This is a genomic window from Erythrobacter sp. JB2-19, from assembly GCF_057365005.1.
The window spans coordinates 50,384-75,746 of record NZ_CP200290.1 but is presented as its reverse complement, the minus strand read 5'-3'; the positions used below and the strand labels follow the sequence as shown (position 1 = coordinate 75,746).

21 protein-coding genes are annotated in these 25,363 nt (G+C 54.3%); 5 read left to right on the top strand and 16 right to left on the bottom strand.

Translation table 11 applies throughout. The features are described from left to right. Positions 1-63 precede the first annotated feature (63 nt). Positions 64-1,161 (top strand): serine hydrolase domain-containing protein, encoded by a 1,098-nt coding sequence (locus tag AC0V6O_RS00360; RefSeq protein WP_486141024.1) that lies wholly within the window; start codon positions 64-66, stop codon positions 1,159-1,161. Between the two features lie 46 nt (positions 1,162-1,207). On the opposite strand, the gene AC0V6O_RS00355 is transcribed toward AC0V6O_RS00360, so the two are convergent. From AC0V6O_RS00355 to AC0V6O_RS00345, 3 genes are all read right to left on the bottom strand, one after another. After that, positions 1,208-2,023: a PhzF family phenazine biosynthesis protein gene (locus AC0V6O_RS00355; RefSeq protein WP_472640287.1), complete on the bottom strand. Its 816-nt coding sequence runs from the start codon at positions 2,021-2,023 to the stop codon at positions 1,208-1,210. Positions 2,024-2,034: 11 nt separating this feature from the next. Then, the gene (pdxH, locus tag AC0V6O_RS00350; RefSeq protein ID WP_486141023.1) at positions 2,035-2,697 is read right to left on the bottom strand and encodes a pyridoxamine 5'-phosphate oxidase; all 663 of its coding nucleotides are present in this window, start codon (positions 2,695-2,697) and stop codon (positions 2,035-2,037) included. Between the two features lie 283 nt (positions 2,698-2,980). Further along, positions 2,981-3,187 carry a hypothetical protein gene (locus tag AC0V6O_RS00345; RefSeq protein WP_486141022.1) on the bottom strand — a complete coding sequence of 69 codons (207 nt, stop codon included), beginning with the start codon at positions 3,185-3,187 and terminating at the stop codon, positions 2,981-2,983. Between the two features lie 250 nt (positions 3,188-3,437). Here AC0V6O_RS00345 and AC0V6O_RS00340 point away from each other — a divergent pair, with 250 nt between their 5' ends. Genes AC0V6O_RS00340 through fabI form a run of 3 tightly spaced genes read left to right on the top strand, consistent with a single transcriptional unit; the run spans position 3,438 to position 6,324 of the window. Further along, positions 3,438-4,415 carry a DnaJ C-terminal domain-containing protein gene (locus AC0V6O_RS00340; protein ID WP_486141021.1) on the top strand — a complete coding sequence of 326 codons (978 nt, stop codon included), beginning with the start codon at positions 3,438-3,440 and terminating at the stop codon, positions 4,413-4,415. Between the two features lie 18 nt (positions 4,416-4,433). Then, on the top strand, positions 4,434-5,474 hold the full coding sequence (locus tag AC0V6O_RS00335) for a YihY/virulence factor BrkB family protein (RefSeq protein ID WP_486141020.1): 1,041 nt from the start codon (positions 4,434-4,436) through the stop codon (positions 5,472-5,474). Between the two features lie 13 nt (positions 5,475-5,487). Next, positions 5,488-6,324 carry an enoyl-ACP reductase FabI gene (gene fabI, locus AC0V6O_RS00330; protein WP_486141019.1) on the top strand — a complete coding sequence of 279 codons (837 nt, stop codon included), beginning with the start codon at positions 5,488-5,490 and terminating at the stop codon, positions 6,322-6,324. Positions 6,325-6,347: 23 nt separating this feature from the next. Here fabI and AC0V6O_RS00325 read toward each other — a convergent pair whose 3' ends face one another. The 4 genes from AC0V6O_RS00325 to AC0V6O_RS00310 form a co-directional block, all read right to left on the bottom strand. Next, entirely contained in the window at positions 6,348-7,517 is a 1,170-nt protein-coding gene (locus AC0V6O_RS00325; protein ID WP_486141018.1) for a hypothetical protein, read from the bottom strand. A 14-nt stretch (positions 7,518-7,531) separates the two neighbouring features. Then, positions 7,532-9,673, bottom strand: a complete 2,142-nt coding sequence (locus tag AC0V6O_RS00320; protein ID WP_486141017.1) for a GumC family protein — start codon at positions 9,671-9,673, stop codon at positions 7,532-7,534. Positions 9,674-9,675: 2 nt separating this feature from the next. Continuing rightward, complete coding sequence (locus tag AC0V6O_RS00315) at positions 9,676-10,284, bottom strand: polysaccharide biosynthesis/export family protein (RefSeq protein ID WP_486141016.1); 609 nt, start codon at positions 10,282-10,284, stop codon at positions 9,676-9,678. Positions 10,285-10,645: 361 nt separating this feature from the next. After that, complete coding sequence (locus AC0V6O_RS00310; protein WP_486141015.1) at positions 10,646-11,440, bottom strand: O-antigen ligase family protein; 795 nt, start codon at positions 11,438-11,440, stop codon at positions 10,646-10,648. A 720-nt stretch (positions 11,441-12,160) separates the two neighbouring features. Here AC0V6O_RS00310 and AC0V6O_RS00305 point away from each other — a divergent pair. Further along, entirely contained in the window at positions 12,161-14,017 is a 1,857-nt protein-coding gene (locus AC0V6O_RS00305; protein ID WP_486141014.1) for a polysaccharide biosynthesis protein, read from the top strand. A 39-nt stretch (positions 14,018-14,056) separates the two neighbouring features. Here AC0V6O_RS00305 and AC0V6O_RS00300 read toward each other — a convergent pair whose 3' ends face one another. The 9 genes from AC0V6O_RS00300 to wecC are packed head-to-tail and all read right to left on the bottom strand — an operon-like array spanning position 14,057 to position 25,355. Further along, the gene (locus AC0V6O_RS00300) at positions 14,057-15,190 is read right to left on the bottom strand and encodes a DegT/DnrJ/EryC1/StrS family aminotransferase (RefSeq protein ID WP_486141013.1); all 1,134 of its coding nucleotides are present in this window, start codon (positions 15,188-15,190) and stop codon (positions 14,057-14,059) included. Beyond that, positions 15,187-15,780: a sugar transferase gene (locus AC0V6O_RS00295; protein ID WP_486141012.1), complete on the bottom strand. Its 594-nt coding sequence runs from the start codon at positions 15,778-15,780 to the stop codon at positions 15,187-15,189. The genes AC0V6O_RS00300 and AC0V6O_RS00295 overlap by 4 nt, the downstream gene beginning before the upstream one ends. A gap of 24 nt (positions 15,781-15,804) precedes the next feature. Next, positions 15,805-17,040, bottom strand: coding sequence for a glycosyltransferase family 4 protein (locus AC0V6O_RS00290; RefSeq protein ID WP_486141011.1), 1,236 nt, complete (start codon positions 17,038-17,040; stop codon positions 15,805-15,807). 2 nt (positions 17,041-17,042) lie between these two features. Then, on the bottom strand, positions 17,043-18,851 hold the full coding sequence (locus tag AC0V6O_RS00285; protein WP_486141010.1) for a heparinase II/III family protein: 1,809 nt from the start codon (positions 18,849-18,851) through the stop codon (positions 17,043-17,045). Further along, entirely contained in the window at positions 18,848-20,968 is a 2,121-nt protein-coding gene (locus AC0V6O_RS00280; RefSeq protein WP_486141009.1) for a bi-domain-containing oxidoreductase, read from the bottom strand. The genes AC0V6O_RS00285 and AC0V6O_RS00280 overlap by 4 nt, the downstream gene beginning before the upstream one ends. Then, positions 20,965-22,119, bottom strand: coding sequence for a hypothetical protein (locus tag AC0V6O_RS00275; RefSeq protein WP_486141008.1), 1,155 nt, complete (start codon positions 22,117-22,119; stop codon positions 20,965-20,967). The genes AC0V6O_RS00280 and AC0V6O_RS00275 overlap by 4 nt, the downstream gene beginning before the upstream one ends. Next, positions 22,106-22,966 carry a hypothetical protein gene (locus AC0V6O_RS00270; protein WP_486141007.1) on the bottom strand — a complete coding sequence of 287 codons (861 nt, stop codon included), beginning with the start codon at positions 22,964-22,966 and terminating at the stop codon, positions 22,106-22,108. Before AC0V6O_RS00270 ends, AC0V6O_RS00275 begins: the two co-directional genes overlap by 14 nt. After that, on the bottom strand, positions 22,966-24,096 hold the full coding sequence (locus AC0V6O_RS00265) for a hypothetical protein (protein WP_486141006.1): 1,131 nt from the start codon (positions 24,094-24,096) through the stop codon (positions 22,966-22,968). Before AC0V6O_RS00265 ends, AC0V6O_RS00270 begins: the two co-directional genes overlap by 1 nt. Then, entirely contained in the window at positions 24,093-25,355 is a 1,263-nt protein-coding gene (wecC, locus tag AC0V6O_RS00260; protein ID WP_486141005.1) for a UDP-N-acetyl-D-mannosamine dehydrogenase, read from the bottom strand. The genes AC0V6O_RS00265 and wecC overlap by 4 nt, the downstream gene beginning before the upstream one ends. Between the last annotated feature and the right edge of the window lie 8 nt (positions 25,356-25,363).

Sequence of the window (25,363 nt, the reverse complement as noted above, 5' to 3'; positions counted from 1 at the left end):
TGTCAAATGTCTGTGCGTCACATCCCCTCTAACGCTGCTCTTGCGCTTCTGTCAGCCCCTTTGATGCTGCTTTCCGCATGCGGCGACGCTCCGCCAGCTGGACCCGCACCGCTCAGCGACGAGGCCCTGGCTGCAGTCACTGAACAAGCTGGTGCCCCGCGCGAAGAGCTAGCCCGCGAGGTCGACGAATTGTTCAATGCCGAAGGGATCGGCGAGACCCGCGCCGTCGTAGTTATGGCGGATGGAGAGCTCGCCGCAGAGCGCTATGGCGAGGGTTACGATGCAGAAACCCGGCATATCAGCTGGTCCATGGCCAAGACTGTAACAGCAGTAATGGTCGGCATGCTGGTCGCAGATGGACGTTTACGCCTGGACGAGGCCGCGCCAGTGCCCATGTGGCAGCGCCCCGGCGATCCGCGCGCGGAGATCACCTTGCGGCAATTGCTCCAGATGCGCAGCGGACTGCGCCATACTGAGGCTGGCGATCCGCCGTACGAATCCTCTGAGGTGCGCATGCTGTTCCTCGATGGACGCGACGACATGGCGCGATGGGCGAAAGAGCAACCGCTTGAGGCGGAGCCGGGCGAGACCTTCGAATATTCATCCAACACCACCGTGATCCTCGCCGATATCGCGACCCGCGCGCTGACCGAGAGCGATGATCCAGATATGCGGCGCAAGGCAGTGAGTGAGTATTTGAGTGAGCGTTTGTTTGACCCGCTCGGCATGGACTCAATGGTGCTGGAGTTCGACGCCTCTGGCACGATGATCGGCGGCAGCCTGATGCATGCCACCGCGCGCGATTGGGCCAAGTTTGGCGAGTTCCTGCGCGCCAAGGGCCGCGCGCCCAATGGCGAGCGCTTGATCCCGCGCCGCTATGTCGAGGCGATGGTCACCCCTAGCCCAGCGAGCCCGCATTACGGCCTGCAAACCTGGCTCAACCGCCCGATGGGCGATGCAAGCGGCGGCCTTCCCCATCCGCTGTTTCCAGACCGCGCGCCCGCTAGCCTGTTTTCGCTGATCGGGCATATGGGCCAATATGTACTTGTATCACCGGAGCAACGAGTGACTCTGGTCCGCCTCGGCCATTCCACATCGGAGGAACGCCCGCCGATGCTTGAACAAGCCGCCGATGTGCTGGCATTGTATCCCGTGCGTTAGTCACGCTGGCCTAGGTAGCGGGTGGCACAACACGCGGACAAGACACTCAAACGTAGAACACACCCTCCGCCACGGTTACGCATGGCCCACCCAGCCAGACACGCTCCCCATCAAGCCGACAAGTTAGGTCACCGCCGCGCTCCGATGCCTGATGCGCGGTGAAGCTGTCGCGGCCCAACCGCTCGGCCCAGAACGGCGTCAGCGCTGCGTGAGCCGAGCCGGTTACGCTGTCCTCATCCACGCCTGCACCGGGCACAAACACCCGGCTCACAATGTCGCTGTTGTCGCCCGGCGCTGTGCAATCGAACTGGTCCACGCCCAGAGCGCCCAACGCTTTCAGGTCAGGCTTCAGTGCTCGGACCTGCGCTTCATTTTCATAGAGGAAGATATTGTAAAGCGTGTCATTACGATGGACGAGCAGCGGCTCTGCGCCGAGCATCCTGACCGCCTCCGGATGCGGACGAGGCTCGGTCCGGATCGCGGGTAGCGCCACTTCGTAGCCCTCGCCTGCCCGCTTAACCTCAAGAATGCCTGACTTGCGCGTGCGGAAGGTGACGGCATCGCGCCCGCCGTTCTCGCCTCCCCATTCGTGATGAGACAGCAGCACGTGACCAGCCGCCAAGGTCGCGTGGCCGCACAGCGCGATCTCATAGGTTGGCGTGCACCAGCGCAGCTCCCAATCTGCTTCACCAGTCTCATCGCGCACCACAAAGGCGGTTTCCGCAAACATGTTCTCACCGCCAATTTTGACGAGCACATCGTCGGGCAGCCACTCATCCAGAACCATGACCGCAGCCTGATTGCCGCCAAAGGCGTCAGCTGCGAAGGCGTCAACATGCCAATAGGGTATTGTCTGCGTCATTACGTGGCCCCTTACGGATAGAGCAGTGTGTCGGACCAGCCGCCCGCTGGCATGCGCTCAAACAGGCGGCGGTCATGCAGGCGATTGTCGCGGTCGAGCCAGAACTCAATCCGGCTGGGCACCAGCGTAAAGCCAGTCCAATGCGCCGGACGCGGCACTATTCCGTCTGCCTCGTGCTCCTCGCGCAATTGCTCAACGCGATCAACATAGGCCTGCCTATTGGCGAGCGGGCGTGACTGCTCACTGGCGGCAGAGCCAACCTGGCTCTTGAACGGGCGCGAGTGGAAGTAGGCATCGGCGCGCTCAGGCGTCACCTCGTAAAGGCGCCCTTCGATACGGATTTGGCGGCGCTGGCTCTTCCAATGAAACAGCATGCTCGCCTGAGCATTGGCGAGAATTTCGCTGCCTTTTCGGCTTTGTGTATTGGTGTAGAAGGTGAAGCCGCCGCCTCCGATCTCGGCCGGTGCATCCTGCGGCCCATGCTCTTTCAGCAAGACCATCCGGACCGATGGCGCAGCATCAGCGCTCGCAGTCGCTATTGCCACCGCATTGGGATCGTTCGGCTCGCTCGCTTTGGCAAGCGCAAACCACTCGTCGAACAGGGCGTAGGGATCCGCGCCAGAGGGGATCGCGCTATCCGCCAATTGCGCTGCATTCAAAGCCATATCACTCATTGCACTTCCCACTCGCTTCACCGCACCTCAGCCACGCTTGGAACACCTGGAACACTGTCCAGAGGCAAAAACCTCTCGGCCTCGCCAGTCTAGAAACAGTACCACTTCGCATGGCAATCATGTGGGATGTTTGGGCCATCATGCAACGAGAATTACAGCCCCGCACGCAAGTAGGAAAGCGCAATGCCGCAAAGGCGCGAAACGCGCTTCTCATACGCAAATGAAAACGGCCCGACTTCCGCAATGGAGGCCGGGCCGACAATCTTTAAAACGCTAAAGCGTGTTATGGACTAACTGGCGCATCATCGTCGTCAGCAAAGGCGAAAACACCAATTGCGATAATACCAGCAATCAAGCCAGCAGCCACAATACCAGCGCTGCCGCCGCCCAGTTCGCTTTCAGCTTCTACCGGTGCAGCAACCTGCGCCATCACTGGTGCGCTTGCCAGGCCGAGAACAGCCAAAGCTGCAAAAACATTCTTCTTAATCATCTGAGTGACCCTTATTTAGAAATAACGAAACCGCTATTGTGCAGCTTACATTACAATATAGTGAATGATGGTTAACATTCACTTGGTCGACGCGTTTTCTATTGCCTTTCATCGCAATAAATACACGGCCCAGTGAAATTCAGAACTTACATCAAAAAGGTAGGCCAAGCGCCATGCGCCTCTGGCATCACTCAGGACAAGCGCACGTGCACGCTTGCGCCGGGGGACTGTTACACTTAGCTAATACGCGATGGCTGACCCGTATAGCACCCTTGGCATTGCCCGCACCGCCTCCGAAAAGGAGATAAAGAGCGCATATCGCAAGCTCGCCAAAGAGCTTCATCCTGACCGCAACAAGGACAATCCCAAAGCCTCGGAGCGCTTTTCCGATGCGACCAAGGCGTATGATCTGCTGTCTGACAGCGCCAAACGTGCCCAGTTTGATCGCGGCGAAATTGATATGGAGGGCAACCCCACAAACCCCTTTGGCGGGTTCAGTGGCAGCCCAGGAGGCGGATTTGGCGGCGGCGGCGCACGGCGCAGCTACAGTGCGGATGACCTTGGCGGGTTCAGCCCAGACGATATGGACCTTGGCGATCTGTTCGAAGGCCTGTTTGGCGGTGGAAAGCCGCGCGGCGGACCTAGAGGCGGAATGGGCGGCGGGCAAAGGCGTAGCGGATTTGGCGCACGCCCCACGCCTCCACCCAAAAAAGGCGCAGACATTCAATATCGCTTGGCTGTTCCCTTCATTGATGCCGCCGCGGGCGTGGACCAACGCATCACCCTTGCCGATGGCAAGACGATTGATCTGAAATTGCCCGCCGGCGTCGAAGACGGCACACAGATGCGCCTGAGGGGCAAGGGTCACGATGGCCCCGGCGGCAAAGGCGACGGTCTGGTGATTGTCGAGGTCGGCAGCCACCCGTTCTTCCGCCGCGATGGCGATCATATCCGCATGGACTTGCCGCTTACTCTGGATGAGGCGATCCGCGGCGCAAAGGTCAAATGCCCGACGGTCGATGGTCCGGTGATGCTGACCATTAAGCCCGGCACCAATGGCGGCACAATTATGCGATTGGGCGGTAAAGGCTGGACCAAAAAAGGCGGCAAGCGAGGCGATCAATTGGTGACGCTGGAGATCCAATTGCCCGAAGATCTTGATGCCCTGTCCGACAAGATCGGCGATTGGAGCGATCCAGACAAACCGCGTGAGAAATTTGGCCTGTGATCATTAGGTCGTAAACTCATGCGCGCGCAGTCAGGCCTCCCCGATCACAACATACGCGAGGTGCGCTCGCTCTCTCCAGAGGCGCGCCGCGCCTGCCTCAACGCTCAGGCTGACACTCAAGGGCTGATGAGCACTGACGAGGCACCTCTATCAGTGCGCGGCAAAGTATTGGGCGTGCTTGGTCCGGGCTCACGCGCATTCACAGTCGTGAAACGGACCGTAATCGGCACATATAATGATGGCTTTATCCACGCCGGGAATCTTGCCTATCTGTCCATGCTGGCCATTTTCCCGTTCTTTATCCTTGGCGCGGCTTTGTTTGAGCTGGTTGGCGGCGAGGGAAACAGCGCTGGGCTGATCGCAACCGTCCTTAACGCGATGCCGCCGATCGTCGCTGACACTATCGCGCCGGTCGCCAACAATACGATGGGCGCGCGCAGCGGCTGGTTGTTGTGGATTGGCGCCGGGATTGCGCTGTGGACGGTATCCAGCCTGGTTGAAACCATTCGCGACATTCTGCGCCGCGCCTATGGCACGGTCGCCAGCCATGCATTTTGGAAATACCGCCTGCTGTCCGCCGGATTGATACTGGGCGCGGTCGTGCTGCTGATGGTTTCGCTCTTTGCGCAGGTCGCAATTGGCGCGGCCCAACAGGTGATCGATGCGCGCTTCCCGCAATTGACCGAGGCGGTGGGCACTTTGCGCCTGTCGCGCATTATCCCCGCCTTTGGCCTGTTCGGCTCGCTCTATTTGCTGTTCTACACGCTGACGCCCGCCGCCTACCGCACAAAGGCGTATCCCAAATGGCCCGGCGCTTTGTTCACCGCTGTCTGGTGGCTGGGCGTCTCCAGCGCGCTGCCACCGATCCTACGCAGCTTTTTCACCTACAATCTCACCTACGGCAGTTTTGCCGGGATCATGATCGCGCTTTTCTTTTTCTGGCTGGTGGGGCTAGGGCTGGTGATCGGCGCGGAATTGAATGCGGCCCTCGCAGAGCCTGACAGTGACAGCAGGCCTGTGGGCGAGGACGGCGGCGCGCAAGACGCAGATAAAGAGTGACAAGGAGGATGCGATGGGAACGGCTGGTCAGGGTCTGATGCAGGGCAAGCGCGGGCTGATTATGGGCCTGGCGAATGACAAGTCGATTGCCTGGGGCATCGCCAAGCAACTGGCTGAGCAAGGCGCTGAGCTGGCATTTTCCTATCAGGGTGATGCGCTGGCAAAACGCGTTATACCGCTTGCTGAACAGCTCGGCAGCGACTTTGTGTTTGAGTGCGATGTGTCGGATATGGCCTCGCTCGATAGCGCCTTCGACACACTCAAACAGCGCTGGGACACGCTGGATTTCGTGGTGCATGCAATCGGCTTTTCCGACAAATCGGAACTGCGCGGCAAATATGTCGACACCAGCCTCGATAACTTCCTGATGACGATGAACATCTCGGCCTATTCACTGGTCGCCGTTACCAAGCGCGCGGCAGAAATGATGCCACCATTGCAAGAAGACGGCTCTGGGGGCGGCAGTATTCTGACGCTGACGTATTATGGCGCGGAGAAGGTCATCCCGCATTACAACGTGATGGGTGTGGCCAAGGCGGCGCTGGAGACCAGCGTGCAATATCTCGCCAATGATCTGGGGCCAGCCGGTATCCGGGTGAACGCGATCAGTGCGGGACCGATTAAAACGCTGGCTGCAAGCGGGATTGGTGATTTCCGCTATATCCTTAAATGGAATGAGTATAATGCGCCGCTGCGCCGCAACGTCACCATCGACGAGGTCGGCGGATCAGCGCTCTATTTCCTGTCCGACCTATCCAGCGGCGTAACCGGCGAGGTCCAGCACGTGGACGCCGGCTATCACGTGGTCGGCATGAAACAAGAAGATGCGCCTGATATTACAGTGTCATGAGGCGAGCGGCAGGATAACGGCTACTACTGAGTGATCTCAATTGAGCGAATAGCAGCGTTAAGGGGGCTTCGGCCTGACCAAGCGCGTCCAACCAACGCAAGGGCAACATAGTCGCATCCTTCACCCAAAGCATTAATCTCGAACGTTTGCGGGCTATCGCCAAAGCGCTCGTCAAGAAAGGGCGTGGTTTCTCCGCTACAGATTAGTTGCAAACGGACGTCACGTGCCTGCTCTTTCTGTGCGACACGGTGATCAATTGTGATCGAAAACGGCGCGTCGGGCGCAGCCAATAGGCGCGTTGCCAAAGGTCCACCCCGGCCAGGTCGTGCAAACAGTTCGAGTTCTGCTTTATTGCGACTCAATTGGGCACGCAGCCCTGTTTTGTCTGTAAAACTCCAATCAAACGGCGCAAAATCCGCCCGCCAATCCAGTGTTCCAAGACTGGCCAGAGTGCTGTTTCGCCCAGTCGCAGCTTTCAGCACCTCTTGAGCGGCGGTCAAATCTCCAAGACCTGCCAATCCAAAGATCAACCGGCGGTCGAGGTTTTCATTTTCAACAGTGATCTGAGGCCGAAGCACAGCCACATTTGGTAGCAGCGTGGGCTGGGTGATAGCATACGACAGGAACCGCTCATGCCAGTCTGAGCTGCCATCCAACATTTCAGCAAACAGCGGAATAGTCTCCTCTTGTGCCAGCGCATCTCCAAGAATTGGAAAGAAATCCTCTCTCAACTCTGGGTGAACCCGAAGGACTTGATCGAGCGCATCAATGCTGCGTGAGTATTCATCATTCGCCAGCGCATCTTGGATGACCAAGGACTGCAGAGATGCCTCGCGTCTGTTCATTTGAGCTGCGCTCCTTAGCATCTTTCGACGTGCCTGGTCGTCTGCTTCAGCCATGATCAGGATTGCGAGTGCTCGCGGCGTCAAAACATCTGCGCGATAGGCGGCCAGAGCCTGCGTTGCAGCAGCAGTAGCGGCGGCGTGTGTCTCTGTCGGATCAGTGATGCCGTTTTTGAAGGTTTGGAAAGCCAGTCTTTCAGTAGCTTGACCATTCGCTGAAAAGAGTTTCGTTGCTAATTCTGGGGAGGGTTTGGACAAGACACCACTGGCGGCCTGCAAAGTAAGCGCGACGGCAAGCGCGAGTGCAAGCGTTGAGACACCAATTAACTTGGGCCACTTCTTCGAGCTCATAGGCCGCTTGCCCATCAGGCTTTTTGACCAGTACCCTCGGCTTCGTCAGTGCTACCGTAGCCGTAGCCATAACCGTAGCCATAACCGTATGCCGCGTTATTCTCATCAACTTTGGTAATCAACGCACCGTACACTTGCGCACCCGTGCGGCGTAGCCGGTCGAGTGAACTTTCAATCGCACGCATCTTTACCCGATCAGATTCGATTGCGTAGATTACGCCATCGACTGCACGCGATAGCTCGATTGCATCAGCAAGCGACAGCATTGGTGCACCATCAATAATAATTTGCTCATATTGATCGCGAGCCTGGTCAATTAATTGCTTGAGGCGCGAACCGGCAAGCAATTCGACTGGATTGGGCGGCTTGTGCCCTATTGGAACGTAGTCGAAGCCAAAATCCTCTAATCCGATGGCCTCTTCCGTGATAGACGCCTCATTGGTTAACAAGGCCGCAAGACCACCTTTTCCATGGCCCGTAACGCCAAGCGTATCTGCCAGCTTCGAGTTCCGCAAATCGGCATCAATAAGCAAAGTTCGCTTGCCCAATTGCGCAAAGCTCGTTGCCAAGGCGGCTGAGGAGATGCTCTTACCTTCGGCGGGCACAGAAGACGTCACCATTAAAGCGCGCGGGGCGCCTTGCGGCGTCAAGAATGTGAGATTGGTTCTTACCGATTTGTAAGCCTCGTTCAATTCCGACGAACGCGACAGAATTTCAGCAGCGATTTCGTCGGTACGAATCTTTGGAATGATACCAAGCGCAGGAATACCCAAGCGACGCGGCACATCTTGTGGATCGCGCAGAGTCTGGCTTAAGATCACGCGAAGATAGACGAGTCCAGCCGCCAAGGCGAGACTGGCTAGAAGCGCGATCAAGGCATTACGCACAGGTGATGGCGCATAAGGTTCCTCAGGAACACCTGCCATATCTATCAGTTTGATATTATTTTGGCCTGCGCCCGAGGCCTCAAGCTCCTTAAAGCGTTGTAGCAAGGCATCATAAAGCTCGCGGTTGGTTTCAACTTCACGTTTTAGGATGCCATATTGTATACCCTGATCCTGTTGTCCGACAAACCGTGACTTCGCACGGTCTAGCTGCGCGCGCAGATCTCGTTCACGAATGGTAGCGGCCTGCAAAGCCGCGTGCGCGCCTGAGGCGATCGAATCGCGCAACGAGGTAACTTGCGCCTTCTTTTCAAGCACCGGGGGGTACTCAGGTCCAAAAATCGCAAGCAACTGAGCCAATTCGGCCTCAGAGGTGGCAAGTTCTGATCTGAGTTGATTGCTGACATTCTGTCCCGAAAAATCGCCAGAGGTCAAGGCTGCTTGAGCAGCAATTCTATCCGTGACCGCGCCAGCTAGAGCTTGGTTGAGAGTCGTCAGGTCAGCCGCAAGAAGTGTCTGACTAGCGGTGTCAGAACCAGCCGCGGAATCCACCCCTTCCAAGACCAAAATCTGGTTTGCATTCGCATAGTCGACCAGTTCCTGCTCAGAGACTGAAAGTCGCTCACGAAGCTCGTCGATCTGCTCACTCAAGAAATCACGGGCCTCAATATTGGCCCCAAAGCGCTTTTCATAATTGGCAGCAATATACTCTTGAGCCCAAAGGTTGGTTATACGTGCCGATAACTCTTCTGACGAGCTTGAAAAACCGATATCAACCAAGCTCGACTGTGTGATTGGCTCGATACTAATGTTCTCGAGCAAAAGATCCTGAACGAAGCTCTGCGAAAATTCGTCTCCTTCTAGAAGGTCGAAAACTTCCAAAAATTCTTCATCGCGCAGCAGATTACCAACCTCCATAACGCGAACTGCCATAAAGCGTGATTCAAGCAATTCGTATTGTGTGTTAAGGTATTGAAGTTCTGAGACCTGAACATCGTTCTCAAGTGGATCTATATCTGTCACATTGGCTGCAACCTGAGTGATTTCGATCCTAGCATTAGCTTGATAGAGCTTTGTCGAGAGCAAAGTCACCAGCAGGCATACCAACAGGCCTAAGGCAAAGATTCCGACAATCCAAAACTTCAGCGCGCGCGCCTCAATCAGGTAACGCTCAAGGTCGAGATGAAAACTCTCGCGATCCTCATAAGAACCAGAACTGTTATGTGACGCTGGCCGCGCCGCAGCCATCTCAGAATCTATCATGTTGTTCATGATCAACGCCCCAATCGGTCGATTACGATAGCAGCGGAGGTCAAAAGCGGCGCAAACTGAAGAATGTTATCCAGTCTCCTGCGCTCTGGATTGTCACCAACCATAACAATGTCATTCGCATAAAGCAGCGGATCTTCGTAGTTGCCGCGCTGAATAGCTGCGATATTGAATACACCAATATACCTTTGCCCATCGACGGTACGCATAACCAGCACATCGTCGAGCCGAGCATATTGCGCAAGACCACCTGCTTGATTGACGACCCTCAAAAGAGTTGGCTTACCAACTGCAGAATAGCTACCCGGTTTATCGACTTGGCCGCCTACCGAGATTGATGGACGGGTAAACTCCTCAGGGATCACACGAACTTGGGGGTCACGTAAAAATTTGTCGCGTAGCCCGTCCGCAATGAGTTTTGAGGCGACGCTCGGGTGAAGACCGCCAACGTTGACTTTGCCGATCAGCGGATATGACAGATCGCCTTGCTCATCGGTGAGGAATCTACCGCTTAACGGTTCTGCGCCAACGACCTGAATCTCCAATGTCTCTTGCGGTCCAATGGTATAATACAAGTCGAGCGTTGGAGCAGGCAATCGCTCAAGTTCAGTCACTTCGACCCCAGGTGCGGCACCAAACGTTCGATCAGTTACGCAAGCGCTGAGCAAAACCAGCGCACCTACCGCAAATGCATGCTTAAAAAAGAAATCATGGTTGCCTTCGAAGATTGCTCGATCGCCATACCGCATTTTGACTACCTACCAACCGTTTTTCTAACCTTTTGACCGCTTTTATTGCTCTGTTGAGCGGCCCGTGGCATCCAAAAAGGGAATTAGTCAGGAGAACGCCTTTCAATCATAAGCGAAACCATAAGCCAGATTGTGAGAAGTTGAAAAATGGGTGTCCGAACAGGATAATCGACCAACGAGGCAACACTTAAGATTGCAATCAACGCCCCCCAGAAGACGACGGCTGCTAGCGAGATTTCTGCACCACGCAAAAAATGCAGCACCGACAAAGCTGACCAACCCAAGATCCCCACCAACAACAGAACTGCTGGAACACCCCCTCAATAATCAACTGCGCCCAATCATTGTGGGCTTGGTTGACATAACTTGGCATCAGCATCTTTGTAGGCTCATAGATATGATAGACTTCTTCAAACGAGCCAAATCCAACACCTAAAACACCATGTTCTTGAATCATAAGGGTGAGAACCGGCCATAGACTTGCTCGCAAGCCTCCAAAGTTGTCTTGGGCAAGCACACCCTCGAGACTAGGCGCTCGATCAAGCTGATAAAACGCCGTCAACAACCCCACGATCAGAAGAACAAACAATACCAGTAGTGTTCTAGGGTGATTTGCCAGCCATTTTTCGATCTCATGTGAGCGTTTAGTCGGACGTCTCGACGACATCGCCAACCACGCCAATAAGCATGAGGCAAGCAATGCAAGGCTGGCAGTTATCAAACCAGCTCGCGAAGCACTCGCCAAAATTGATAGCAAGATCACGATAAATGCAGGCGCATAAACTAGGCGTAGCCAGATCGGTTCACTTGCTTTTGCGGCAGAAGACCACAGCCGCGCTATGACAAGAAGTGCCAAAGCAGAAAAGACCGCCGAATGGTTTTCATTAGCAAACAATCCTACAGGTGATCCGCGATTGGTGATGGCGTAAAAATAGAGCGGACTCGAACGCCCAGTGAGAACCTGCGCTAAACCCAGTAAGGCATCGAGCAGGCCGATGCAGGCGACTATGAGCAATAGCATGCGCAAGGTAGGCCGCATCGCCAACGCGAGCAACAAAGCAGAGAGTGGCACAATGAGGCTCGCAAGCGAGTTCCAACCTCGACTTGGCACCCATGCGATTGGACGCCAAACATCTCCCAGTGCCGGTTAGTTGATCAAGGTTCGCAACCAAATCACGACCTGGCAACGCCCCCCACAAAGAGGGAGGCAGCGGTACAAGCTGAAACGCGATCCAAAGCGCGGCTAGCCCAACAAAAACGACAAGCGCTTTCGCTTCACGCAAGTCTTCAGATTTCAACGCGAACAGAGCTGGAATCAAAAACAACGCCGCCAACGGACGCAGCGCGGCAATTTGAACCGCGTCAGGGCGCGAGCTTCCGCCGAGCATAATCACCACAAAGGCGAACAAGCCCAGCCAAACTAAGGGAGCAGTATGGCCCAACTTGGATGAGCGGCTCTTTTCGACAGAACGATTCACCTGGGTATGGACCTGCAAAGTTGAGCGAAAATCATGGAGTCCGCATTACAGATATTGCAGGCACAAGAAAGGGGAGAAGACCTACGGTCTACCAATTCGCTGGGGCGTTCGCTTTCTTGCATGCGTCATAAGCAAGGTGTAGGCGACGTTTTTGGTGGCTTGAGAATTGCGAGATAGAGCGTCCAAAAGCTATGAAAATACTCATCGCCCTATTAGTTGGCATATTGAAGCAGCTCTCGACTTGGTCGCGAGCCCGAAAGCGCATGCTCGTATTTGGGCTGGATCTCACCTTATTGCTTGCTTCGGTTTTGATCGCCTATTCTTTGCGCATTGGTCAGTGGGAGCTATTCTCTCAACCCATACGTACTCTGCTGGTTGGCGGCTTGGTGTTGATGGTACCGATCTTCTGGTCTGCTGGCGTCTATAATCAGATATTTCGTTATGCTGGCGTGGGTATGATGCGCACAATCGTGCCGGCATTCAGCGCATATGCCGCGGCAATGTTCGGTGTATTTATGGTGTACGGCCTATCAGGTGTGCCGCGTACCATGGGTCTCTTGCAACCGCTTACCTTTTTCTTGTTGCTACTCGGTTCACGCATCGCAGCTCGCTATTTCTTTATCGATATCCTTGATCGCAGAACCAATAGTGGTGAGGTCAGACGAGTGGTGATTTATGGCGCAGGACGAGCTGGCCAACAGCTAGCAAGTTCAATTCGCTCCGATCCGCAAATGCAAACCGTTGGCTATATTGACGATGACACGCGCTTGGCCGGTCAACGCCTCGACGGTGACCGCGTATATGCCAGTAGCGATTTGGAACGCGTCATCGCAAAGGGAGACGTCACTGACATCCTGCTCGCGTTGCCAGGCGTTTCGCGCCGCCGCCAACGCGAAATCCTTCATCGACTTCGGCAATATCCGGTTGAAGTGAAAATTCTTCCTCGAGCACGGGATATTGTCGGCGGGCAAGTTTCGCTGAGCGATACCCGTCCCGTTGAGATTGAGGACTTGTTGGGCCGTGAACCTGTTGCCCCTAATGAAGTCTTACTCGGTCGAACTATTGTTGGCCGTAGTGTTATGGTAACAGGTGCAGGAGGCTCAATCGGCAGCGAGCTGTGCCGTCAGATCGTCGCTCAAAGCGCCAGTAAAATCGTGCTTTACGAGATGAGCGAATATTCGCTCTACGCAATTGAGCGTGAACTGTGTGGGTTGCTAACCGATCTTGGAAAATCACTTGAGGTTGTGCCAGTGCTAGGCTCGGTAAGCGATCCGGAAGCACTCTCCAAAGTGTTTACGAAGCACCGGCCGCAAACCGTCTATCACGCAGCCGCATACAAACACGTGCCATTGGTTGAGGCCAATGCTGTACAAGGCGTACGTAATAATGTGCTCGGCACACACGAAGTTGTGAAAGCCGCTATCACAGCCAAAGTGCGCGATTTCATCCTGATTAGTACGGATAAAGCTGTTCGCCCGACCAATGTCATGGGTGCAACGAAGCGGGTCGCTGAACAAATCCTACAAAGCTACGCAGCCAAAGGGACCGACACGCGTTTCTCAATGGTCCGGTTTGGCAATGTGCTGGGCTCAAGCGGTTCAGTCGTGCCACTGTTTCGCAGTCAAATTGCTGCTGGTGGTCCCATTACACTGACTGACAAGCGCATCACCCGCTATTTCATGACTATCCCCGAGGCGGCCAATTTAGTCATTCAAGCAGGCGGTCTAGCAAAGGGAGGCGAAGTGTTCGTACTCGACATGGGCAAACCGGTGAAGATCATTGATCTGGCAAAGACGATGATCCAGCTGTCGGGTTTAAAGGTCCGCGACGAAGACGATCCCACTGGCGATATTGAAATCACCGAAATTGGCCTCAGGCCGGGTGAAAAACTGTTTGAAGAACTACTGATCGGTAACGATGCTCAAAGCACCAGGCATGACCGGATTAAGATGGCGCATGAGCACTTTTTGCCGTGGGCCGAATTCAACCAGCATTTAGAGAGCCTCGAGACAGCCACCACAAGCGGAGATTGCATCGCTCTGCTTGGCCAATTAGTGAGTGAGTTCGATCACCAGCCTGACGGCGAAGCAGCGCCGAAAAAAGCAGTCAATTCAGAGTAGCGTAGACCAAGGTTTTTGGGCGCTCAATTGAACTTAAGCTTAGGTCTTGGCCGCAAACATTACAAGAATACGTTCGATCACCTCATCTTGCTGTTCGTCAGTCATGTCGCTGCCTGAGGGCAGGCATAGCCCATTGGCAAACAAACGCTCATCAACTCCAGAACCGTGATAGGTAGCGCCCCTATAGAGCGGTTGCATATGCATCGGTTTCCAAAGCGGGCGAGCCTCGATCTTATGTTCTAACAGGCCAAGACGCACGTCCTCACGTGTCAATCCCACGAGCTCAGGGTCGATAGTCAGTGCAGTAAGCCAGCGGGTCGAATAGGCGCCGTCCGGCTCCGGCATAAAATCTATTCCAGGCCGGCTGAGTGCATCGACATAACGCCGGCAAATATCCCTGCGCCGTGCGGCCCGTTCGCCCAGAACTTGCATCTGTCCCAGGCCAATTGCGGCGCAGACATTCGACAATCGGTAATTATAGCCAAAGGTCGAGTGCTCATAATGAGGCGCAGGATCACGTGCTTGCGTCGCCAAAAAGCGCGCTTCATCGGCCCAGCTTTTATGCCGAGTGACCAGCATACCGCCGCCAGATGTCGTGATGATTTTATTTCCATTGAACGAGAGGATCGCAGCATCCCCGCCTGTTCCCGCTTTTCGTCCGCCACCATGGGATGCACCCAGGCTCTCCGCAGAATCCACCACCAACCGCACATCATATTGGACTGCCAGCGCCTCTAGCGCCTCTAGATCAACACTTTGGCCGTACAGATCTGTAGGTACTATAGCTTTCGGCAATCGTCCTTCGTTCGCTGCCTGCTCAAGCTCTTGCGCCAAAAGTTTGGAGTCAATTGTCCAAGTTTGCGGACTCAGATCGAAGAACCGCGGCCGCGCGCCGAGATAGTTCACCGGGAACACCCCTCCAGCAAAAGTCATGGAAGAAACCCAAACTTCATGGCCTTCGCCCACGCCCGCCAGACGCAGAGCGAGATGCAACGCCGCTGAACCAGACGAAAGCGCAACGCAGTGCTTGTCGCCGCCAAGATAATCAGAAACCACAGCCTCAAACTCATCCAATTGGGGCCCGATTGGCGCAATGAAATTGGATGCGAATGCCTCCGCTACACGGGTCTCTTCGTGGCCAGACATGTGCGGCCGAGAAAGGTAAATCCTCATTCGGATGCTCCAGTAAATGGGGGCATCGTTGCCTCGCCCGCAGCGCTAATGCCGTCCTTTCGGACAACTTTCACGATAGTTCTAAAGATGATTTTGAGATCGAGCCAAAACGTTCGATTGTCGACATACCATACATCGAGGGCGAATTTCTCATCCCACGATAAAGCGTTGCGGCCATTGATCTGCGCCCAACCCGTCACGCCCGGTTTCACTTCGTGACGGCGCGCTTGCTCGGGTGAATAGAGCGGCAGATATTGCATAAGTAGAGGGCGCGGCCCCACCAGGCTCATTTCGCCGCGCAGCACATTCCAAAGCTCTGGCAGCTCATCGAGCGAACTCGACCGCAGGAACCGGCCAAACCCAGTCAATCGCTCGGCATCAGGTAGCGGACTGCCACCCTGGTCTAGCGCATCACGCATCGTGCGAAATTTGACCATATTGAACGGCTTTCCGCCTTGCCCTGGCCTCACTTGCTGGAACAAAACTGGCCGCCCCATCTTACGCGCAATCAGCAAGGCAACAATGAAAAGCACAGGCAACAAAATAAGGAGCCCGGAAAGGGCCGCAATGATGTCAAAAAAACGTTTCATATGTCCGATTCCATTTCACCACAATCAAGACGACAGGTCTGGAAGACTGCGCTCTTCACTAACCCAAGCAACCCATTTGCGCGACAGCAGTGCTCGCGAAAACTCGCGCTCAGCCAGAGATCTTGCGTTTTCACCTTGAGTTCTAAGTGCTGCACGATCTTCACTGGCGTTGATTAGCGCCTCCGCGAACGCTTCAGGTTGCTCTGGCGGCAAGGCAAAGCCGCATCCATTTTCGGCTATCAGACCGGCTAGCCAACCGGGGTAATTGTTGAGCACCGGCAGGCCAGCAGATATGTAATCAAAGAACTTATTCGGCGACGTGCCAAAATAGAAAGCTGGCACATTGCGCAGAACCTGCAACCCAAGATCAGCGCCAGCCATGAGGCCGGTAAGCTGCGTCTTTGGAACCGGATCGAGAAACAGCACATTATCAAGCTGCTCTCGTTTCGCACGCTCCATCAACCGAGCCTTTTCGCGGCCCTGCCCAACTAAGGCGACGCGGATATCGCTTCGTCCGCGCTGTTTTAGTGCCACTGCTGCATCCAGAATCGCGTCGAGACCGTTGGCGGGTCCATGTGTTCCCGTGAAGATCGCGAGCAGTTGATCGTCACCGACACCTTCGGGGCGCCAGGGGGCAACTTGCCCTTTGAACAAATCCAGATCGCAGCCATTCGGTACCAGCGCGATCTTTGATTTGTCGACGCCACGCGCGGCAATGCCCTCGACGATTCCTGGCGACAGCCCAACGCAGCGATCCGCGCTGCGGTAGGACACCCACTCAAGGATCGACATCAGCCATAGAACGATCGGATTAGTGATCACGCCCATAGCCTTTGGCAGTTCCGGCCAAAGATCGCGGACTTCAAACACAAACGGCTTTCGCTTTAGCCAGCGCGCCACAATTCCCGGAATTCCTGCCGTCAACGGGGTGGAAGTGGCGAAGACAAGATCAGCAGGTTCACGCAAGGCGACCTTGATCGAAGCAAATGCAAACTTGAGGAATACGCGGACCCGCTGAGCAAAACCCATATGATTGCCATAATCGAGCTCGAACTCGATCACATCAATACCGTCCACCACACCGCGGCGACGCCCAGCCTCAAACGAGGCAGACAAACCGGTTTTACCTCCAGCGACTCCGCCGCAAACCATAGTCACACTATGCCCCTCACGCAGAATGGCTTGCGCCATTTCATACGAGCGCGTGCCGCCAGACCCCTGAGGCGTGGTGAAATACTGGTGGAAATACAAAATATGCATGGTCAAAAAGAGACTTCAGTAGTGATTGTTGCTGGCCCAGTAACAGTGATCGAGAGCTGCGGCACCTCTTCGCTGAGCTGATAATAGCGTGATTCTTGCGTAACTCCGAGCTTTGGAAGCACGTGCGGTATGCCTTCAACTCGAATACAAAGCGAAGTATCATCGACGCATACGCAATTACCATCCAAGCGCCACTCGGCCTGATGCAAGCGCCAGCGTAGGCAAGCCTCTTCGAAATCTCCTGAAATATTGTCGCGGCAGATTAGACCTTTATCTGTCAGTTCCACTTGCCGGCGATGATGCGCGCCAAACTTGTCAGTGTAACTGGCACCAGCCGCCGTTCTATCAGACCCTATCGATACCGGCTCTACGCTGTCCGTCTCAAGCCAATCGCCAAACAAGAAGCGGCTCAGGCGAGGCATCTGATTACGAGCATCAAAGGTGATGGTGTTGTGAGCAGCCGCGCTGCCAAACCATTCAGAGCCTTTCGCGTTGTAGCTAAAGGTACCCGCATCCCGCAGAATATTCTGTCCGCCGTGCCACAAGTCCAAATGGAGGGCGTCAGCCTGACTCGGACGGAATCGAAAGCGCGGATAGCGCAGCACAGCGAGCGCACCACCAGCGCGAAGTACATGATAGCCGCCGTCGTCAAATGTAACGCTCGACTGCGCTTCGCGATTTGTAGCGCGCTTCACATTGAGCCAATCTAGGGCTGCATTCCAAGGTCCATCGCCAAAAGCATCACGCCCCGCAAATAGAGCTGCACCAAGCTGCACACTAGGCCTGAAATCGCGATAATCGCAATTCGTGAGCGGGATTAGACGGGCCCCATCATTGGCTCCGATGTTGGGTGCATCGCCCGTTTCCGCGACTGTTATCGCCTCAAGCCAGCGCGTCGCTGCGCTAAGCCTCGTCTTCAGGCTATCTGAAAATTCTGGAAGTCTACGGTGCCGCCTCCACGCCTCAGCCAAACAATAAGTATCGAGCATCACACGGTGGTATGTCACTGAATACTGGCTGAAACTGCCGTCTGGCGCGACTAAGCTAACAGCACGCTCTTCGAGCAGTTCCCGGCCCAGCTGTTCCCAATGAGCCGCCCGTTCGTCATAACCGTTTAGGAAACCACCACCCAAAAAGAGCGCAGCTGCCTCCGACGTGCCGTGATTATTCTGCTGGCCAATGGCATAGGAGGTTGTTCTCGCGATCCTCTCAAGGTGTGTTTTCACAAGGCTGATCAAGCCTACTTCAGGCGACGCCGTCTGACCGAGCACCATGGACGCCGTTATCAGATGCATGACCCGTATAGAAGCTTCCTGAGCACACTTCCAATTGGGGCCTCTGTAAGGAGGATTCGATGACGCCCAGTCGGCAAGCCACTCATTCAGCCTGGTGAGCGCCGCCACGTCTCCGCTCGTTACCTTCGTAGCCCATGCCACCGCCCAATCAAAACGGGATAACTCCCACAAACCCTTGATATCGTTCGCGGCAAAGTCAGGGATTTCCCACCAGTTATCAGCGGCATCTGGTTGAGTCGCTTCCGCAAACGGATTGTGAAACCACGCTGGCGGCCCGTCAGGCAACGCCTCGCGATGCCAGCCAAATCGCAAAATTGCATCGTCCCAATCTGGATTGGGGGCAGGCGCCAGTTCGGTTCGCTTGGAAGTCCGAAAAAACCGGCCAGTTGCAACTTCCGCTTTGATTTTTAGAACCGGATGCAGACCTGTCCGCAATCCAATCCGGTACGCTCCTACGCGGACCAGGTTGGTAACGCCCAGACGCGCGTATGTCCGCAATAGTGCGAGTTTGCTCATATCTGGGCGCGTAGAAGCTCAGCTACATCGATGGAAACTTTGGCAACCTCGAACAATTCCCCCGCTGGGATTGGTGCTGGAGCACCCTCCTCAACAGCGCGCAAGAATGCCGCCGAGCACGCATCCTGCCCTTTATCTTGACGCCAAAGCTTGTCTTTCTTGAAGCCATTCCAATTAAACCCCCGCAGGGTGAGGAAGTTATCGAGTTGGAGAGTTCCATCGCCAGCAAAGACCTCAATACGTTCTTTAGCAAAGGAAGAGCCGCCATTGGCCAGATAATGGATCGTGCCAAAGGATCCATCTTCAAAGCCGAGTATAATCGCAGCTTTATCCTCGGTTACGTTTTCGGCGTCGCTGTCGCCCATACGACGCGCTTGAACAGAGGTGATTGATGATCCTGCAAGGAACCGCATAAGATCGATATAGTGGCATGCTTCACCGATAATTCGACCACCACCGACTTCTGGATCTTGCGTCCAGTGATCGGCAGGAATCGCGCCAGCATTCATAACCATAACAAAGCTCTTGGGCGCATGAACTTTGTCGAGCAGACCCTTCATTGTCTGAACGTGAGGGGCAAACCTGCGGTTGAAGCCGACCATGAGTTGCCTGCCACTCTCAGCATGAGCGGCCTGAACGTCGGCCAGCTCTTCGTGAGTGAGGGCCAATGGCTTCTCCACAAACACATTTTTGCCAGCCCTCAATGCCTGACAAGTGAAGTGTGCGTGACTGTTGTGACGGGTGACGATGGCTACGGTGTTGATCGCCCCATCAGCCAGCAAAGCGTCTGTATCAGAGGTGGCCTCAGCAAACCCCAGTTGGCGGCCATGCAGGACCGCATTGGCTCCGCCCGCCGAAGAAATTGATTGTAAGACAGCGCCTGCCCGCTTGAAGGCTGGGATCAAAACACGAGATGCGTAATTGCCAGCGCCAACAAAGCCAACCACCGCCTTGCCGGTGGACTCTGAGGACGCGCTCCCAAGGTTAACTTTGTCAATATGACGCGCTTCAACTGGGTGATCATAGGTCAGCATAATGCCGAGCGCTGTCTTGTCCGTCGTCAGAAGATCATAGGCGCGCGGTGCATCTTCAAACGGCACTCTGTGACTGATCAGCTGATCCACCTTAAGCGCTCCGCTATCCAGCATATCAAGAACAGCTTCAAAATTGCGCTGCTCTGTCCATCGCACGAACCCAATTGGATAATCATTGCCGCGGTCCTCATAGTCTGGGTCATATCGGCCAGGGCCATAGGAACAGGACACTTGGAAGCTGAGCTCTTTTTCGTAGAAGTCAGCGCGGTTTAGTTGAAGCCCGGTCACACCGACCAGAATAATTCGGCCACGCTTGCGGCACATCTGGGCTGCCTGCGTGATAGGATCAGTGGACTTGGTCGAGGCGGTTACGATAACGCCGTCCACGCCAACACCGCGGCTAAATGCCATGCCCGCAGCGACTGGATCCTCTCCAGCGCCAGGGTTGCATGTCTGAGCCCCAAACTCTCGGGCTAGCTCCAGCTTAGCAGCATCAAAATCAATCGCGAGCACCCGGCACCCTTGTGCGCGCAACATCTGAACTGTGAGCAAACCAATCAGTCCGACCCCGGTAACAACGAAAGCCTCTCCTAAGGTTGGTTTAGCCAGTCTAATACCTTGCAAGCCAATGCTGGCTACCACCGTAAAAGCAGCAGCTTCATCGCTGACACTGGCGGGTATCTTCGCGCATAAGTTCTTCGAGACGCAGACAACATCAGCGTGAGGGCCGTTCGAGATCACCCGATCTCCCTCTTGAAAACCTTCTGCAGCGCTGGCGTTCACCACGCCGACGTTGCAATAGCCAAGTGGAAGGGGCTGTCCCAGTTTTGCTTGAACCGCATCGATTGTGGTGAGCAGCCCGTCTGTCGCAACCTTGTCCAACACCTGCTTGACCTTGTCAGGTTGACTGCGAGCCTTTGCGATCAGGCCGGACTTTCCGAAGTCGACAAGCATTCGCTCCGTCCCACTGGAAATCAGCGAGATTGTGGTATCAATCAGCACACCGCCGCGCCGCAATTGCGGAACTGGCGCCTCAACAAGCTCGGATTCACCGGAGGAAAGGTTCTGAAGGATTTGCTTCAATTGGTCGCCAAATTTCTGGATCTAGAGGATTCGAGGATCTTCGCTGCGAAGTAGCCGATAAACACCTCGTCGATGAATGAGAAGAAAAAGATCGATGCCGCGAAAAGGGCAAACAAGATAGCACCATCGCTCTTGCTTCCACGCAAAATGTCGAGAAGCCCGATCCACACCAGATAGCCCATCAACAGCAGGCCTAGCAGTCCCGAACGATAAGCCACCGCCATCGGGGTATTATGGAGCGAGTGCAACCATTCAGCGTAGTCGCCGCGACCAGTATAAACGAGAATTTCAGCGCCGAACCCGTGACCAATTAGGAACGCAAGCGCTCCGCTCGTCCAGGCGGCAAACGCTGTTACGACTTCCGCGACACGCATCGACTGGCTCTCAGCCAAGAAAGACGTGTCTGTTACCGACAGGTACCGTCCGACAAAACCGAGGCTCCGCCAGTCTGAAACATCGACATAGGAGAAAGCTATCAAACTCAGCACGGAGACCAACGCAAGCAATCGCGTGTGCCGGTGAACTAGGTAAATCAAAAAGGCCAAAGCTACGCTGCGTTTTTGACCAACCAAGGCTGCGACGATTACCACGATGCTCTTGAACTTGCCAAATTTGGTGCGACGGATGCCAGAGTAGTCAGCATTGAAGCGCTTGAGCGCCATCAGCACAATCAGTGCATCCATACTCGTTCCATAATACAGCCGAGACAGTGAGCCAAATGACACAATGAAAAGAACGGTCCTAGCCAAAACAAATAGCGAACCAACGACATAAAGAGACTTTTCGACAAACTCTCGCTGGCCTCGAAATGCAAAATGCAGCCCAACACCGGCTGGTATGAACAGGGCTTTGTAAAAATCACCAGCAAGATCACTAACCGGATTTTCTACCGCCAAACCTAGAATAAGACCCGCAAAAACGTACACTGCGCACAACGAAAGCAGGATGTAGTTATTTCTCGTCAACCGGATAGACAACAAAAAATAAAAGATGAAGGGAGCAAGCGCTATACCCCAAACGATCAATAATTGACTGAGTTCTGGAGTCGATATTGCCAAACGAGCTGTTAATATTCTTAGGTCGAAGAAGAAAATATAAGAAAGGTATACACTAAGGAAAGCCCAAAAAACAAAAGCTTTACCTGAATGCATCGTCTTCGGCGACCGCATCCGGACTGGATTGGTTGCGGGGTAATGCATAATGCTTAGACCATATTCCCATTGATGGTTTGTACAGTAAATTGCGCTGCAATGAAGCCGCCAGCTTTTTCCAGTCATTAGCAGACTTTTCTCGCTTGGCTTGCTCTGGTTTTGACTCAGAACCCTTATCGAGCATGGTAAACGCTGCTTGATGGAAAATCTCAAGGTCTAATCGATTGACCTCAACCAGTTTTGAATGGACATTCTTCTGGATTCTATAACGCCCAACTCGCTCGCCATCCTCCAATTTGACTTCGTCAGGCACGACGCCCGAAGCCTTATTTTCAATTGCATAGAGAAAGTTCTGTGGCAGTTGATTGTTCTGCAAAAGCTGAGCCACGAAATTGGCTGAATCGCCGATCCGAATGATATGATCAAGCTTGCTAAGGCCATCAATTCCGCGGCTCTCTTCGCCAGAGCCAAGAAATTTCGCAATGTAGTTCTGCTTCCACGAAATGTCAGCGTACTCGCTTAACGAGCCAGAGAAAGTCCCCTTTCGATAATCATGCAAAAAGTCCGAGATCGCGCGCTCGATGGGGTCGCGCAAGATCGTAAAACTCTCGACCGCAAAGCCTAGATCACCGAGCCAGTCAATGGTCTCCACTTGGAGGTTATGGCCAGACAGCACTTTCAACCGTGGATAGATCTTAAGCGTCCGTTCAAGCTCTGCACGCGTGAGTGCATTGGTTTTTGATACCGCTTCACAGGCTTGAAAAGGCAAATTGCGCCGGAAAAACTCGACCAGAGAGGTCCCTCCACATTTTTCGATATGGAAAAATAGAATGATCTTCTCTTTCATCACACCGGTCTTCTCAGTTTGATGGCAAGTATCCCCGCTAGCGCCAAAATGCACTCGGAGATAAGCAAGCCAATGATGAAACCGTCGCTAGCAGGCAAGAGAATGGCGAACAGAAGGAAGGTCAGAGCCGCGAAGGTCTCAAAGATGATTCCCCAACCCTTCCTGTTTTGCTGGCGCATAATGAAAACGCCAACAAAGCCGAGGGTCGAACAAAACACGGCTATAGAACCGATGGTTTGGATCGATCCACTATCAAACCAAGCGCCCACAACATAGAACGCCGAGGCAACCAAAGCTCCAAATGCGACTTGACCCAAAATCACACTGCCAACAACTGCCCGATCATGAAAAAACATGTAGTTCGCGAGAGGGTTCTGGACCACCCGGCACAAAGCTACTGCCTGCTGAACCAAGCGCCCTGTGATCGCCGCATTTGGAGCGAAAGCAGCAACGACAACGAAGGTCCCATTGGTCCGTAAGAATCGTGAAAATGCCAATGCTAAAGTCCCGGCATCAAAGCCGCGCTCTGCGTTAGTCATATTGGATGCAAAACGCTTTTGAACCACCGCGTACCCTATGAGAGCAAACGTAAAAAACAATTTCGCGATGACGACTGCTGTGAAAACACTCATCCCGCGGGGTAAACCGCCAAAAAACTCCGCTCCGCCGAAAATCAGGATCGAAGCGCCACTCATCGCCATCAGAGGCAAGAAGTCACCTTGCTTGATATACAGCCACCTTAAACCATTAGACCACACAGCTGCAAAGCACGCCAAGGAGAACTCAAGATATCGGATGGGCGCTAGCTCTACCCCTGAGCTGCGAACGAAGATCAATATGGCTGCAGCTGTGACCACAAACAAAATTGCCTGAAATTTCTTCGAACCTAACCAAAAATCAAACTTCGTATCCGTCCGCCAGCCAAGTTGTATTGCATGGAATGTGACGGGGAGATTGAGAAGGGCAACCAAACCCAAGTTAAAGGCCGAAACCTCCGTCTCATACTGGGTAATTGCAATAACAAATACGATGAACGAGAAACTCGTATACGCCGCCTGCTCAATGACAGCTGCCAGTCTACTAGAGAATAATGATTGCGCCTTCGAAAGAATGTTCGACCAGGAGATCACCCCCAGACCCCGCGGACATCGATGATTTTTCCTGCAGGACGTGAGCTCTGTTTGAAAGAACGATGATCAACCAGCATCACATGAATGTCTGCCCCCCTTACTTCGTCGAGCGAGGTAAGCGTCGCACCTTGCAGAATGTCAGGCAGGCTATCGATGTTGGGTTCAACCACTTTGACAGAACCAGGATGCTCTGCGGTCAACACTCGGGCAATTTCGAGCGCAGGACTCTCGCGCAGGTCATCAATATCGGGCTTAAATGCCACCCCATAAACTGCCAGCTCAATTTGTGTCGCAGTTTTAGTCGGGTTTTCACTTAGGAAAGTGCCAATTGCAGCCCTTACTTTTTCAAGCACCCATTGCGGCTTCGCGTCATTGACGATGCGTGCGGTTCGGATCAATCGCGCCTCTTCTGGAGCAGAGGAGACGATGAACCATGGATCAACGGCAATGCAATGCCCGCCAACGCCAGCGCCTGGCTCCAGGACGCTCACTCGCGGATGGCGGTTGGCCAGCGCAATGAGCTCCCAAACATCAATATCAAGCCTGTCGCAAACAAATGACAATTCGTTCGCAAATGCGATATTCACATCGCGAAAGCTGTTTTCTGTCAATTTGGCCATCTCTGCGACGCGCGGACCGGAAGCGATCACACAGTCAGCGGTGACGAAAACCTTATAAAGATCGGCTGCGAGCTGCGAACAAAGCTCCGTCATGCCTCCGATTACTCGGTCGTTGGAAATCAACTCCTGCATGACCTTGCCAGGCAGAACGCGCTCGGGACAATGTGCGATGCGTATATCCGACTGCTCACCAGCGGTTTGAGGGAAAGAAAGATCAGGCCGTGCATCTGCCAACCAATCGGCCAGCGCCTCTGTCGCACCAACAGGAGAAGTTGATTCCAAGATCACCAAATTGCCAGATTCTAAAACCGGTGCGATCGCTTGCGCAGCCGCTTCAATATACGAAAGATCAGGATCATGATTTTCACCCCTGAAGGGGGTTGGAACCGCGATCAGGAAGGCTTCTGCTGGCTCTGGCTTAGTCGTTGCCCGCAGATAGCCCTCAGTCACAGCGGCATGGACAACAAGATCAAGATCGGGCTCGACAATGTGGATTTCGCCGCGATTGATGGTTTCAACCGCCGCCTCATTCACATCGACCCCAACCACTTCGATCTTGCGCGAGGCAAACATCGCTGCGGCAGGCAACCCAATGTAGCCAAGCCCAACGACGGAGATTCTTTTGAATTCTTGTGCCATGATTCTTT